General features: G+C 71.7%; 11 protein-coding genes. 2 read left to right on the forward strand and 9 right to left on the reverse strand.

The genetic code is table 11. The features are described 5' to 3' along the window. Nucleotides 1-84 precede the first annotated feature (84 nt). The 5 genes from ABZ911_RS07650 to ABZ911_RS07670 form a co-directional block, all read right to left on the reverse strand. On the reverse strand, nucleotides 85-1,800 hold the full coding sequence (locus ABZ911_RS07650; protein WP_358053011.1) for an ABC transporter ATP-binding protein: 1,716 nt from the start codon (nucleotides 1,798-1,800) through the stop codon (nucleotides 85-87). Further along, complete coding sequence (locus tag ABZ911_RS07655; protein WP_358053013.1) at nucleotides 1,793-2,650, reverse strand: ABC transporter permease; 858 nt, start codon at nucleotides 2,648-2,650, stop codon at nucleotides 1,793-1,795. The genes ABZ911_RS07650 and ABZ911_RS07655 overlap by 8 nt, the downstream gene beginning before the upstream one ends. After that, a complete protein-coding gene (locus ABZ911_RS07660) occupies nucleotides 2,647-3,594 on the reverse strand; it encodes an ABC transporter permease (RefSeq protein ID WP_358053015.1) in 948 nt (315 codons plus the stop codon). Before ABZ911_RS07660 ends, ABZ911_RS07655 begins: the two co-directional genes overlap by 4 nt. Beyond that, nucleotides 3,594-5,159, reverse strand: a complete 1,566-nt coding sequence (locus ABZ911_RS07665; RefSeq protein ID WP_358053017.1) for an ABC transporter substrate-binding protein — start codon at nucleotides 5,157-5,159, stop codon at nucleotides 3,594-3,596. The genes ABZ911_RS07660 and ABZ911_RS07665 overlap by 1 nt, the downstream gene beginning before the upstream one ends. Nucleotides 5,160-5,282: 123 nt before the next feature. Next, nucleotides 5,283-6,833 (reverse strand): serine hydrolase domain-containing protein, encoded by a 1,551-nt coding sequence (locus ABZ911_RS07670; protein ID WP_358053019.1) that lies wholly within the window; start codon nucleotides 6,831-6,833, stop codon nucleotides 5,283-5,285. Nucleotides 6,834-6,952: 119 nt separating this feature from the next. On the opposite strand from ABZ911_RS07670, the gene ABZ911_RS07675 reads away from it, so the two are divergent. After that, on the forward strand, nucleotides 6,953-8,065 hold the full coding sequence (locus ABZ911_RS07675; RefSeq protein ID WP_358053021.1) for an alpha/beta hydrolase: 1,113 nt from the start codon (nucleotides 6,953-6,955) through the stop codon (nucleotides 8,063-8,065). 79 nt (nucleotides 8,066-8,144) lie between these two features. Here ABZ911_RS07675 and ABZ911_RS07680 read toward each other — a convergent pair whose 3' ends face one another. Beyond that, the gene (locus tag ABZ911_RS07680; RefSeq protein ID WP_358053023.1) at nucleotides 8,145-9,635 is read right to left on the reverse strand and encodes a hypothetical protein; all 1,491 of its coding nucleotides are present in this window, start codon (nucleotides 9,633-9,635) and stop codon (nucleotides 8,145-8,147) included. Between the two features lie 426 nt (nucleotides 9,636-10,061). Between ABZ911_RS07680 and ABZ911_RS07685 the strand changes: the two genes are divergently transcribed. Further along, a complete protein-coding gene (locus tag ABZ911_RS07685) occupies nucleotides 10,062-11,837 on the forward strand; it encodes a DUF4157 domain-containing protein (RefSeq protein WP_358053025.1) in 1,776 nt (591 codons plus the stop codon). On the opposite strand, the gene ABZ911_RS07690 is transcribed toward ABZ911_RS07685, so the two are convergent. The 3 genes from ABZ911_RS07690 to ABZ911_RS07700 are packed head-to-tail and all read right to left on the reverse strand — an operon-like array spanning nucleotide 11,819 to nucleotide 13,872. Beyond that, nucleotides 11,819-12,442: a class I SAM-dependent methyltransferase gene (locus tag ABZ911_RS07690; protein WP_358053027.1), complete on the reverse strand. Its 624-nt coding sequence runs from the start codon at nucleotides 12,440-12,442 to the stop codon at nucleotides 11,819-11,821. The genes ABZ911_RS07685 and ABZ911_RS07690 overlap by 19 nt on opposite strands. Beyond that, on the reverse strand, nucleotides 12,439-13,374 hold the full coding sequence (locus ABZ911_RS07695) for a glucosyl-3-phosphoglycerate synthase (RefSeq protein WP_358053029.1): 936 nt from the start codon (nucleotides 13,372-13,374) through the stop codon (nucleotides 12,439-12,441). The genes ABZ911_RS07690 and ABZ911_RS07695 overlap by 4 nt, the downstream gene beginning before the upstream one ends. A gap of 30 nt (nucleotides 13,375-13,404) precedes the next feature. Beyond that, entirely contained in the window at nucleotides 13,405-13,872 is a 468-nt protein-coding gene (locus ABZ911_RS07700) for a hypothetical protein (protein ID WP_358053031.1), read from the reverse strand. Between the last annotated feature and the right edge of the window lie 136 nt (nucleotides 13,873-14,008).

Raw genomic sequence — 14,008 nt, forward strand, 5'->3', positions numbered from 1 at the left:
GCCAAGCCTTTCGTAAAGTGAACTGTGTCCGCTTCATCCTTTGGTATGAGGATTGGCGGCTCTCTCGTCCTCAGCGACATGACGTCAGGGCACAGCGGCCACCAGTCGCCTGGTGTAGTCGTGGGCGGGCGCGTCCAGCACCGCCGCCGTGTCGCCGTGCTCGACGATCTCGCCCTTGAACAGCACCACGGTCCGGTCGGCGATCTGCCGCACGACGGCGAGGTCGTGGGTGATGAACAGCATCCCGGTGCCGAGGTCCCGCCCGATCCGGCGCAGCAGTTCCAGCACGTGCGCCTGCACGGACACGTCCAGCGAGGCCACCGGCTCGTCGCAGATGAGCAGGGCCGGCCGTACGGCGAGCGCCCTGGCGATCGCGACCCGCTGCCGCTGGCCCCCGGACAGCGCCTTGGGGCGGCGGGTGGCGTACCCGGCGGGCAGGCCGACGAGTTCGAGCAGCTCGCCCACGGGGGTCCGGTCTCCGGGGTCGGCCCTGGCGATCGCCTCGGCGAGCGTCGCGCCGACGGTCATGGCCGGGTTGAGCGAGGTGGACGGGTCCTGGAAGACGCACTGCACGAGCCGGTGCACCTTGGCGCGCTCGCGCGGGTCCATCCGGGCGCGGGCGGTGATGTCCAGGCCGCCGAGTTCGATCCGGCCGCTGTCGGGCGTCACCAGCCCGAGCACCGACCTGGCCAGCGTCGTCTTGCCCGACCCGGACTCGCCGACCAGCCCGACCGTCTCGCCCGCCGCGACCTGGAGGCTGACGCCGCCCAGGGCGGTGTGCTTGCCGTACCGCTTGCCGAGGTCGTCGATGCGCAGCAGGGGGGCGGATGGCTCGGAGGTGGCCCGTGGCGGGCGCGAGGACGACGCCGCGGACGGCGGGGCCGGGGTGGTGTCGTGGACGCAGGCCGTGAGGCGGCCGGGGCCGATGAGGCGCAGGGGCGGCCGGGCGGTGGTGCAGGACGGGGTGGCGTGGTCGCAGCGCGCGGCGAAGGCGCACTCCTCCGCCACCGTGTCGGCCCCCGGCACGTTGCCCGGGATGCCCACCAGCCGTTCCAGGGTGTGCTCCACGGACGGGAGCGCGGCCAGCAGCCCGATCGTGTACGGGTGGGCGGGCGTCTCGGCCAGTTCCCGGCCAGGCCCCTGCTCGACGACGCGCCCCGCGTACATGACGGCGACCCGGTCGCAGGTGGCGAAGGCCACCCGCAGGTCGTGGGTGATGAGCAGCACGCCCATCCCGCGCGCCTCCTGGATGCGGCCGAGCAGGGCGAGGATCTCGTGCTGGGTGGTGGCGTCAAGGGCCGTGGTGGGCTCGTCGGCGATGATCAGCTCGGGGTCGCCGGCCAGCGCCGCGGCCATGGCGACGCGCTGGCGCATCCCGCCGGAGAGCTGGAACGGGTAGCGCCCGGCCACCGAGGGGTCCTCGATGCCGACCTCGGCCAGCCTGCGGACGACCTCGTCCCGGCCGGCCCTGCCCCGCAGCGACTCGGCGATGTGGGCGCCCGCCGTGCGCAGCGGGTTGAGCATCGCGAACGGGTCCTGCATGAGCAGCGCCATCCGCCGCCCGCGCACCGTGCGCAGCACGCGTTCCCTGGCGCCCACGAGTTCGGCGCCGCCGAGCCTGATCGACCCCTCGGCGCGCAGCCCCTTGGGCAGCAGCCCGACGACCGCGCGGGCGGTCAGCGACTTGCCACTGCCCGATTCGCCGACCAGGCCGACCGTCTCGCCCTCGGCCACCGACAGGTCGACGCCGTCCACGATGGTCCGGGTGCCGGTGACCTTCAGGCCCTGCACGTCAAGCATCAGAGAGCCTCTCGAAAAGCTGGTCGCCCAGCAGGGTGGCGGCGGTGGCGGCCACGGTGACCAGCGCGGCGGGCACGACGGACGCCCACGGGTTCAGGTCGAGCAGGCCGCGGTTCTCCTCGATCATCAGGCCCCAGTCCGGCGTGCCCGCGGGCAGGCCGATGCCGAGGAAGGACAGCCCGGACAGCGCGACCAGCGCGGCGACGAAGCTGAGCAGCGCGGCCGCGACGACGGTCGGCGCGATGTTGGGCAGCAGGTGCCGGAACATGATCCGCGACTTGCTCAGCCCGAGCGTGCGAGCCGCCTCGGCGTAGGCCAGCTCCCGCTGGGCCATGGTGAGGCTGCGCACCACCCGGATGTCGCCCGGCGTGAACAGCACCGCCAGCGCCAGCATCGCCCAGCCCATCCCGCCGCCGAGCACCCCGACCATGACGATCAGCATGAGCATGCCGGGCATGGCGATGAACAGGTCCACGACGCGCATCATGACGGCGTCGATCCAGCCGAGCCGGTAGCCCGCCAGCAGCCCGAGCGAGGTGCTGAGCACGCACGTGCACAACGCGACCAGCAGCGGCCAGACCAGCGCCGAGCGGGCCCCGACCAGGCAGCGCGACAGCACGTCCCTGCCGAGGTCGTCGGTGCCCGCCCAGTGCTCCCAGCTCGGCATCGTCGCGCCGAGCGCCAGATCCTGCGCGGCCGGGTCGTAGGGCGCCAGCCACGGCCCGAACACGACGGCGACCGTCATCAGCGCCAGCACGCCACCCGACAGCAGGGTCAGCGCCTTGGGCCGGTTGCGGCGCATCCGCGCCACCCGCCCGCCCAGCAGCGGCGCACCCGAGATGGCGCTCATGCGGCCACCGCCCCGTGTCGCACCCGCGGGTCGACCGCGAGGTAGGCCAGGTCGATCAGCAGGTTCACGCCCACCACCACGGCTCCGCCGAGCAGGACGAGCGCCTGCACGACCGGGATGTCCTTCTGCCCGACCGCCCCGACGAGCAGCGCGCCGAGCCCCTGCAGCCCGAAGGCCCGCTCGACGAACAGCGCGCCCGTCAGGTTCGCGGCCAGCAGCAGGCCGCCGACGGTGAGCACGGGCAGCGCGGTGTTGCGCAGCGCGTAGCTGATCCAGATGCGCGGCAGGCTGAGCCCCCGCGCCCGGGCGAACGTCAGGTAGTCCTGCCCCACCAGGTCGAGGGCGGCGGCGCGCATCTGCCGGATGAGGAGAGCCGCCTGCCCGGTGGCGAGCGCGATGGCCGGAAGGGTCAGGTGGACGATCCGCTCGGCGGCGGTCTCGCCCGCTCCGAAGACGGGGAACCAGCCGAGCGTGACCGCGAAGACGTACAGCAGCAGGATGCTCATCGCGAACGTCGGGATCGCGAGGGCGACCAGCGCGGACAGGGTGATGCCCTGGTCGAGTGCGCTGCCTCGGCGCATCGCGGCGGCAAGCCCGGCGGGCACACCGATGCCGACGGTGAGGATCAGCGCGTAGCCGGCCAGGCCGGCGGTGACCGGCAGCCGGTCGGCGATGATCTCGGTGACGGGTTCGCGGGTGTAGACCGAGGTGCCGAAGTCGCCGCGCACGGCGTCGCTGAGCCAGGCGGCGTAGCGGACGGGGACCGGGTCGTCGAGGTGGAACTCGGCGCGGATGGCGGCGCGGGCCTCGGGTGTGGACGGGCGCGGGCCGAGCAGGACCTGCTCAAGGTTGCCCGGCGCCGCCGCCAGCAGCGTGTAGCTGAGCACCGACAGCACGCCGAGCAGGAGTACGGCGGCCGCCAGCCGGCGGGCGATGAAGGCCATCAGGAACCAGCCACCGGGCTGACCACGCTGAAGAAGTTCGAGATCCAGGTGTGGTAGTCGCCCTTGAACTTCTTGTTCAGCGCCACAGCGCCCTCGGCGTGGAACAACGGCAGGTACGGCACCTGCTCGGCGGCCTCGGTGAGCACCTTGGTGACCGCCTCGACCCTGGCCGGCCCCTCGAGCTTACCGAGCTCGTCGAGCTTGGCGTCCAGCTCGGCCGTGCCGTAGCCGCTGCGGTTGAAGCCCTGCGGCTCGGCCGAGGCGCGGCTGAGCAGGTCGGGCAGGACCTCGCCCGGGTCAGGGGTGCCGTAGACCAGGTTGGACAGCTGGATCGAGGTGCCCTTGTTCTCCATGAGCTGGGTGGTGTACGCCTCCGAGGGCATCGGCTTCAGCTCCAGCGTGATGCCGATCTTCGCGAGGTCGGCGACGACCGCCTGCAGCGCGCTGGTTCCGTCACCCCCGCTGTCGTACGGCGCGACGATGGTGAAGCCCTTCGGGTAGGCCGACTTGGCCAGCTCGGCCTTGGCCGCGTTCACGTCGTAGGCGTAGGTGAGCAGCTTCGGCGGCGTGGCGCCGTACAGGGTGAGGAGCTGGGGCTTGGACAGGATGGTGTCGGCGCGTTCGCCACGGCCTCCGGTCAACAGCGTGGCCAGCGCCGTACGGTCGACGGCGTGCGCGATGGCGCGGCGCACGTGGACGTCCTTGAGCGGGCCGTTCTTCACGGTCAGCGACAGGAAGGAGACGTTGTTGGCCGGGTAGGTGAGGGTGGCGACACCCGGCAGGGTGGCCCACTTGCGGATATCACGCGGGTTGACGTCGGCGGTGCCGTCGACCTCGCCGGAGGAGACGGCCAGGCGCAGCGTCTCCGGGTCGGTGATGGTCTTGATCTCGACCTTGCGCATGGGCGACTTCGGGCCCCAGTACAGCTCGTTGCGCTCCAGCGTCACGCCCGAGGTGAGGGAGAACTTCGTGACCTTGTAGGGGCCGGAGCCGAGCGTGGGGACCTCGGGGGAGCCGAGGTCCTTCGGGTGGGCCTCGGCCAGCTTCTTCGGCACGATCTGCCAGGACATCGAGGCGGTGGCGAGGAACGTCGGGTTCGGCTTGCTCAGCGTGACCCGCACCGTGCGGGGGCCGGTGACCTCGACCTTCTCCACCTGGGTGACGTAGCTGGCGGCCTGGGAGGCGACCTTGGGGTCGGTGTGGCGGGCCAGCGAGAAGGCGGCGTCCTCGGCGGTGACCGGGGTGCCGTCGCTGAACTTCACGCCTTCGCGCATGGTGAAGATGTAGGTGTGCGGGTCCGGGTGCGTCCACGACTCGGCGATGCCTGGTGCGACCTGGCCATCGCGCCCGATGGTCACCATGGTGTCGAGCACGGCGAACTGGATGGTCGTGGAGGGGGTGTTGAAGCCGTGTGCGATGTCGAGACTGTTGGGCGTATCGGCCAACGCCCAGCGCAACGTGTCGCGGGGTGCGCCGGATCCAGAGCTCTTGGATCCGGCGCAGCCCGCAGACAGCAGGAGCAGGGCGGCGATCGCGGCCCTGCTGAGCGCGGTTTTGGTTGTCATGAAACCACCTCGGAGAAGGAGTGGCGGAGATAGTCGGACGCTAGAAGCACGACGCCTCGCGTTCACTGACCCGACAGCCAAACTCCTCGCTCCCAACCTCGTCCTGCAGGACAAGGCCCCGCGCTACACCAGCCCAGGGGGGATGCCTACCGGCCTCGTGCCCTCGGGCGCGGCGAAAAACCTCATGCCGCGCAGCCCGCCGCCGCTGAGCAGCAGGTCACCGGCCTCGTCCAGGCGCAGCGTGAACGGTCCCGCCCGCCAGGCCCCCGCGGGCGCGGGCGTGACCGGGAGCCGCAGCGTGAGGCCGACGCTCAGCTCGCCGTCCTGGTGCACGGCGAGCACGCCCAGTTCGTCGCTGAGCCACGCCCCCTCGGGCGCGGGCGCGTCACCGGGCGCGGCGCACGGCCTGAAGACGACCGGCCTGCGCGCGGCAGACTGGCTGCCCAGCAGCAGCCGCCCGTCCTCCAGTGCCAGCCAGGCGCCGTCGGCCTCCCCCTGCCCTTGCCAGCGGCCGTCCTCGCCGAGCGCGAACTCCACGGGTTCCCCGTGGAGTTCGGCCGCGATCCTGCCCTCCGCCACAGGGGCCAAGCTGATCGCCTCGCCGGCCGCCACGTCCTGCCAGTGCCCGAGCAGCGGCGGCCTGGCCGCCTCTGCCCGCCCCGCCTCCAGCAGGACCGGCTTGGCGGCGGGCCGCTGCCCGGTGAGCGCCGCGGCCAAGCCCTCGCTGAGGCCGATCGGGTCCAGCGCGCTCTGGTTGGTCAGCACCGCGATGCCGAGGTCGGGTCCCGGCAGGTAGAGCAGGTTGGAGACGTAGCCGTGCATGCCGCCCGCGTGGGCGTAGGCGGGCAGGTCGCCGATCGTGGTGTGGTAGATGCCGTGCGCGTAGGGCAGCACAGTGCCATCGGCGAGTATGGCTCGTTCCAGCAGCGCGTCCCTGAGGTCGGCGCCCAGCACCCGGCCGTCGGCGAGGAAGCCGAACCAGGAGGCCAGGTCGCTGACGCTGGTCACCAGGCTGCCGTCGCCGACGGCGCTCTCCTCGGTGTCGGCCCTGCTGCCGCCCGCGTACCCGTAGGCCATGCGGGGCAGCGGTACGGAGGCGTCGTCGCGGTAGACGGTGTCGGTCATGCCGAGCGGGGTGAACACCCGGTCGCGGGCGAACTCGGCGAGCGACTGCCCGGTGACCCGTCTGACCACCACGGCGGCCAGGATGTAGCCGGTGTTGGAGTAGGAGAAGTCGGTGCCCGGCTCGAAGGCGGTCCTGCGGATCGCCTCGACGATCTTCATCAGCCGTTCCTCGCTCAGCACCTGGAGCGGCACGCCGGTGATCGCCTGCAGGGCGTACCACTCGGGCAGGCCGCCGGTGTGCTGCAGGCACTGCCCCAGCGTGACCGGGACCTCCAGGCTCAGCTCCGGCAGGTGCTTCCTGACGTCGTCCGACAGGCTCAGCTTGCCGTCCCTGGCCAGCAGCAGCAGGCACGCGGCGGTGAACTGCTTGCTGGCCGAGGCGATGTCGAAGCGGGTGGTCGCGTCGACGGGGACGCCGAACTCCACGGTGGCCACGCCCTTGGCCGCCGTGCGGAGCACTTTGCCGTCCGCGTAGACACCGACCGCGAGGCCGGGGGCGTCCGGCTCGACGAGAGAGGCTATGGCGCGTTCTACCTGATCCAGATCCATGGATTCAGTATCTGGACGGGCCCGGGCGAACCGTTTGGCCGCCACGGCAAAGATGCGGTGCCTGGCCTTGGCTTCCCGGACGATACCACCGGCGGCGACCAGTATTTACGTTGCGGGGCATGTCCTCCTCACTGCCTCGCGCTCTGGCCGCCGCCGCCCTCGCCGTACTGGCGGGCGCGTCTCCGGCCATCGCCTCGGCGAAACCGTCCCCGCCCGCCCTGGCCCTGCCCGCGCCCACAGGCGCCTTCCCCGTCGGCGCGGCCACGCTGCACCTCGTCGACCAGAGCAGGGCCGACCCGTGGACCCCCGCCGAACGCCGCCAGCTCATGGTCAGCCTCTGGTACCCGGCCAAGCCCTCCGCCAAGCCGCGCGCCAGGTACATGACGCCGGAGGAGTCGGCGGCGCTGCTGGCGGCGGAGGGCGTCGAGGGCATGCCGCCCGACGCGCTCAGCCACGTGCGGACCAATGCCAGGGCCGGCGCCGCGCCCGCCCGGACCCGCCTGCCGGTCGTTCTGCTCTCCCCCGGCTTCGGGGCGCCGCGCTCGTCGCTGACCGCGCTCGGCGAGGAGCTGGCCAGCCGCGGCTACCTGGCCGCCGCGGTCGACCACACCTACGAGGCGGCCGGGGTGACCCTGCCCGACGGCAGGACCGCCCCCTGCAAGGCGTGCGAGATCACCGACTCACCCGGGCTGGTCCCGGCGATCCGGTCGGCCGACATGTCGTTCGTCATCGACAAGCTGGGCTCGTGGGGGGCTCCCGGGCAGGTCGATACCACGCGGATCGCGATGGTCGGGCACTCCATCGGCGGCAACAGCGCGGCCAAGGCCATGGTGGACGACCCGCGCATCGACGCGGGCGCCAACATGGACGGCTCGTTCATCGAGCCGCTGCCCGCCGCCGGGCTGGCCCGGCCGTTCCTGCTGTTCGGCACCGCGACGTCGTTCAAGCCGGGCTCGTCGGCCGAGGAGCCCTCGTGGGGGGCGAACTGGCCGAGGTTGACCGGGTGGAAGCGCTGGCTGACCGTGACGGGCTCGGACCACGACTCGTTCACCGACTATCCGCTGCTCAACGAGCAGGCCGGGCTGCCGGCGGGACAACTGCCCGGAGCACGGGCGGTGAAGATCACTCGGACGTACGTCCGGGCGTTCGTGGACAGGCACCTGCTCGGCCGTCCCACGACACTGCTGGACGGCCCCCGCGCGGCGTTCCCCGAAGTACGCCGCTGGCCGTGACCGCACCGGTGGCGGCCGCGACCTTCTGTTCCTCGGGCCGCCCCGTCCGCCTGTCGCGGCATCCAGTGATCGGGTTCTCTCACCAGGCGAGCTCGGCGATCGGTGGCATGCCCTGCCAGACGACTCGTTGGGGCAGGCCGAGGTCGCGGCGGGTGCCCTTGGCCGGTGTCGGCGTGTTCGCCAGCGGCCGAAGGTCGATGCGGACCAGCTCGTAGTCCTTCTTCGAGGGCATGGCGTAGACGTCGTTCTGGTTGTCCTGCCCCACCAGCAGGTAGTCGCCGGTAGCGTCGAGAGTGAACGATATGATCCGGCCCCGGGGTGCGGTGAAGACCGAGCCGACGGCGGTCTTCCCGTCGTATACGATCACCGTCGGCCTGACTTCGGGGTCCTCGTCGTAGACGTCGGCGACGATCGTCCGGCCGCCGGCGAGCAGCCCGAGCAGTCCGTCGCTCTCGACGTCGGCGTCGATCGGGAACCGTCCGGTCGTGCCACGCCCGACATCGAGGGTGACCATCCACTCGTCACCCGGCTCGATCCTCGGCCCCGCGGACGTCTTCACGACCTTGCTGTTCGAGCGGGTGTCCGACGGGAAGACCAGAGTGGCGCCGTCTGTCCAGTGCACCTGGTACGGCATGTGCATCGGCCACTCCTTCTCCGGCTCCAGCACACCGGCGAAGGAGGAGTACGCGCCCTTCCGGTCGGCGGTGGTCCGCGAGTACGCGACACGGCCGTCGACGGACACGGCGATGTCCAGCACCACGCCGGCCAGTTCCCCGGAGACGGCCTCACCCACCCGAGCCCGCCCCTGATCGTCCACGGTGAGGCGATGGATCCTGGACGTTCTGCCGCGCGGGGACCACGGCTCCCTGGACGCGAAGGTGGCCGCGGCGACCAGGTAGTGGCCGGGCAGCCGGTCCCGGGTGACGGCGGTGTACTCGACGAACTCCTGGTCCGGCCGGGCAACCCCGTCGAGGATGTCGCCCGCTTCGAGATCAAGAACGTAGAGCTCGCTGCCTCCGTCGCTCCAGGTCTTGTTCCGCCCGAACGAGCTGAGCAGCGCGTACCGCGGTGTCCCGTCGGCCGCGAGCGCCGGACCCTCGTAGGAGTCCGGAAGGCTCTCCACGACCTGGACCCCACCCAGCACGACCGCCACCGCCGCGACCGCCGCGACGAACCCCAGGCCGGGCCGCACCCGCGTCCCGACCACCCCCGCGATCATGATCGCGACATTGGCCGAGACGATCCAGGCCGACGCGGCGCCCAGGTAGTCGACCTCCGGGAGGTCCAGCCTCGCCAGGCAGTCCTGATTCCACCGCGGGGGCGTGATCAGCCCCTCCAGGACGAGCAACAGGTCGGCCAGCGTGACCACGCCGAACCCCCACCGGGCGGCGCTCAGCCCCACCTCCGGCCGCCCCGCCCCGTACCGCTTCACCGTCAGCGCCAACGTCACCAGCAGCACGGGTGCCGCGAGAGACAGCACCTCTCCCAACTCCTCCGCGACGTCGTCGACGACGTACCGCCACGCGGCGAACCTGGGCGCGTCCGTCTCCAGACACTGGAAAAACCGCAACGCATCCGACTCGGAAGATGAAACGACCAGAAAATCCAGCGGAATCCGAATGATCTGCCACACACTCAACCCAACAGCGACCCACCACCAGAACATCTGGTACGGCTGCCGCCGCGCCAGGACCGAATCAGCGAGCACGAACAACCTTCCACCTGATTGATCACGAACAGCCCCGAACCCTATCGATTTCGGGGCGAATTATCGCGATCTCCCCAAGGACCGAGGCTTGACCCAGTAGCCATCAGATTTCGCTCCAAAGTCCCCACACACTTGTGTCGGCCGGACCACAGGACATTGCACTCGAACGGCTCACAATGGCGCAATGCGGCAATTCCTCCCGGCGGGCGGAGCGCGCGATCGGCAACCCCGTCACGGCAGTGGCGCAACGGCTGCCGCTCGCCCACCGGCGCTTCCGCCCATGAGCGGGTGGCGAGAGAGCTCACCAACCGCCCCGTGCCCGCACCGGCCGCGAAGCCGGGCCTCGCCGATGTGGTCGCCCAAGGCTTGAGCGCCCCGCTCACCATCCTCAAGCCGCACGTACGCCGGTCACTGGAGGTCAAGCTGGGGGAATCCCTGGCAGGCGTGAGCGTCCACAGCGGCACGGCAGCCCGCCACTCGTCGGCGGCGCTGGGCGCGCGAGCCTTCACGGCGGGCGAGCATGTCGTCCTGGGACGGCATGAGGACGCCGCTGACGCCCGTAGCGGCGTACTGGCTCACGAACTCACCCATGTGATCCAGAACCGTCGCGGCATCACCCGAGACCGGGGCGACCGCCTCTCCCCTGCCACCGGCGCGGCCGAGCGAGAGGCTGAGCGCACCGCCGCCCTGTCCGGCCTCGGCATGCCCAGCCCCTCGATCCGCGCCATGGGAGGCGGCGTCGCACTCACCCCGGCCGGCGACACCGTACGGCCGCTGATCTCGTACAGCCTCACGGACTGGGCCGTGACGTCCGCCGACGAAGCCCGCGTCCTGGCCGTGCTGGACGCCGATCCGGACCTTTCGTCCACCGTGGCCGACCTCGGCGCCGGCATGGTGGCGGCGCTGTTCGACCGGATCGACGGGTCGGCCCATCGGCGTCGCCTCCTGCAGCTGATGGGGGCGAGGCTCAACCCGGCCGGGCGGGCCGTCGTCGAGCCCCACATCAGCCGGCTGGGGCTCTCCGCCGAGCTGCAGTACAACCTCGGCCGGCTCGGCGTGACCGCCGGCGCCGCCGCCTTCGACCCGGCGCCGTTGGAAGGCGCACTGGTCAGCCCGGCCCGAACGCCTCGAACCGGCGCCCACGGCGGTCATCTGACCCAGCCGTTCACCGGGGCCGGGGCCACCGGGGTCATCCCGGTCACCCGCCACGCGGGCGTCTTCTCCGGCACGCCGGGGGTGCCGAAGATCCCGGTCGAGGACAAGGCGTTGCTGGCGGCAGGACACGCGGCGACGGTCGCGACGTACACGAACCCGCTGCCGGGCAGCCTGCCGGGGTACCTGGCCACACTCTCCGCCACGCAGCGTTCCCAGCAGGCCGAGCTACTGCTGCGCCGGCGGATCGGCTCGGTGGAGGAGAACTCCTACGCCGGCAGTCTGCCTTCCCGCGCCCAGGTCATCGCCGCCGCCGCCCGAGCGCACAATCTGCACCCGCAGCTCGTGGCCGCGTTCCTCCTGGCCGAGCAGCGAGACCAGTCGCAGGCCGAGGACGCGAAGGACTTCCAGGGCGCCACGAGCCTGATGAAAGGGAACACCTCGATCGGGCTCGGGCAGGTGGTCGTGTCGACCGCCAGGCGTCACGACCTGTTCGCCGACCTGCTCGGCACGGGCACCAGGGACCGGCTCGGTCTCCGTGCGCCCGGCGGGCCGGGGCACGAGGCGACGGCACGGCTGCTGGCCTCGGACGAGTTCAACATCTTCGCCGTCGCCCGCTACCTCCGGCGGATCGCCGACCAGGGGGCCGCGACCCCGCCGGCCGCCCTGGTGAAGACGGCTGCGGCGTTCCCGAACATCGATATGGCGGCCTACTCGGCAACTCGACGACCTGGCCGGACGACAACATCCGGGCCCTGGGCTCGGAGTACACGTCGCGGCCCTGGGACGACGCTCTGTCCATCGGCTGGGCCGACTTCGTCTTCGAGGCCTACCGGGACGTCCTCGCCGGCAGCGTACCGAAGGGACCGCCACCGCCACCGTGAGAAGAACGATCAGATGGGGCGAAGGTGAATGGTGACGGCGTAGCCGTCGCCGGTGTACGGCCGGCCGTCCCAGGTGGACAGGCGGTGGTCCAAGGTCAGGCCGGCCGCCGCGCACCAGGTGTCGTAGTCGTCGAGGGTCACGCTGGGGGGCACGGGCAGATGGGCGGCGTCGAGACCGAAACCCGCCACCAGCATCCCGCCCGGCTTCAACACGCTCGCCAGCCGCCTGACCGCCTCGGCCTCGGTTCCTCCGGCCAGCAACGGGATGACGTTGCCCGCGGCCACGACCAGATCGAAGCCTTCCGGCGAACCGGTGGGTGACAGGACGGCGGGCACGTCGAGGTCGGCGAGGTCGGCCTGGAGCCAGGTGAGGTGGGGGGCGGCGCGGCGGGCCTCGGCGAGCATGGAGGGGTCGAGGTCGATGCCGACCGTCTCGTACCCGTGCGCGGCCAGCCAGGCCGCCACGCGCCCCGTGCCGCATCCCGCGTCCAGCACCCGGGCCGGTGCGGGCACCAGCGCGGCGCACAGGCGGGCCTCGCCGTGCATGTCCTTGCCGGTGGCGGCGAGTTCGGCGAAGCGGGCCGCGTAACCGGCCCCGGCGTCCCCGCCGGTCAGGTCCGCCCATCTGCTCATGGCCGGCCTCCTTCCACTGTGATCATCGGTGGGCGTTCGGCGACCGAGACGTCCCTGGTCAGCACCTGGTGTCCCTCGGGGGTCCGGCGGAACTGCGCAAGCCGTACCGAAGGCTCGTGGAGTGGGAGTATGCGGCCTTGGCGTTCGAGCCGGGACCAGGCGGCCAGCATGATCTGGCCGGCCATGGCGCCCAGCGCCTCGGTCGACTGGTGGGAGTGTTCCCTGGCGCCGAGGTCGACCTGGGCCAGCGCATCGAGGCCGGCGAGGTCGAGCAGGTCGATGAGGAGGCCGAGCTCCACGCCGTAGCCGGTGACGAAGGGGACGCGTTCGAGCGCGGAGCGGCGGCCGGCGTACTCTCCGGCGAGCGGCTGGACGAACCCGGCCAGCTCGGGCCAGTGCAGGTTGATCAGCGGGCGGGCGACGAGTTCGGTGACCCGGCCGCCGCCGGTCGGGGCGTCGAGCAGCGGACGGTCGTAGCAGCCCTTGACGTAGGCGACGGTGGGGTCGGTGAGCAGCGGGCCGAGCAGTCCGGTCACGAACGAGGACTGGAACCGCCTGATGTCGGCGTCGACGAAGACCAGCAGGTCACCGCTGGTCGCGGCGAGCGACTTCCACAGCGCCTCGCCCTTGCCGTCGAGCGGCTTGAGGTCGGGCAGGATCTCGTCCTGCGCGTGTACGGTGGCCCCGGCCCGCGCGGCCACGACGGCGGTGTCGTCGGTCGAGCGGGAGTCGATCACCACGATCTCGTCGACGAGGCCCGCCAGATCACGCCGGATCGCGGTGACGATCTCGCCGACGGTCTCGCGCTCGTCGCGGGCGGGCAGCACGACACTGACCCTCGCGCCGCCCTTGGCGGCGAGCAGACGTTCGAGCGGCCAGTCGGCCGCCGCGGATGTACGGCTGCGCAACCAGGCCTCCACCTCAGGCAGCACGCACACCCTCCCCCGTCGACCTCACGGACCTCAGCTTAGAAGGTCCCCGACGGAGTCCGCGTAATAGACCGACTCGCCCAGGTGGAAGGCGATCTGCCGGAAGGTCCAGCCTTCGCCCGGAGAATGGTCGAGTTGCCGCTCGGAGAGCGAGTCGAGACGGACCGCCCAGACCGCGGCCAGGCGGGTCAGGCGGCTGCGGGCCTCGTCGAGGTCGGGTTCGGTGAACGGGACCAGGTCGGCGGGCGTGGTCGACATGGAGGCGTGCCAGTGGTCGGGCTGCGGAGGCCTGCCCGCCAGGCGGGCCTCGACCTCGGCGAGGTGGTCGATGAGGTGATCTGCGACGCGCCTGACGGCCTTGTGCGGGGTGTAGACGCGGTCGTCGGTGTGGATGGGGCGGCCGTCCCAGGCGGTCCAGGTGGCGGCGAGGCGGAGGACGTGGTCGGTCATGGCGGTGACGACCTGGGAGGGGACACGGTCATCGGTGCGGGGAGTGGTCATGTCGTGCACGCTAGGTCGCGGTCGTTTCGGCGTGGACCGAAGGGACTGTGACCTCGAAAAGTTTGTGTTCCGCGTCACGCGTAGTAGGCCACGCGGACACGTTCGGTTGTGGTCCAATCACCTTGCGCATTCCGCC

The organism is Nonomuraea sp. NPDC046570, from assembly GCF_040645915.1.
Classification (GTDB): domain Bacteria; phylum Actinomycetota; class Actinomycetes; order Streptosporangiales; family Streptosporangiaceae; genus Nonomuraea.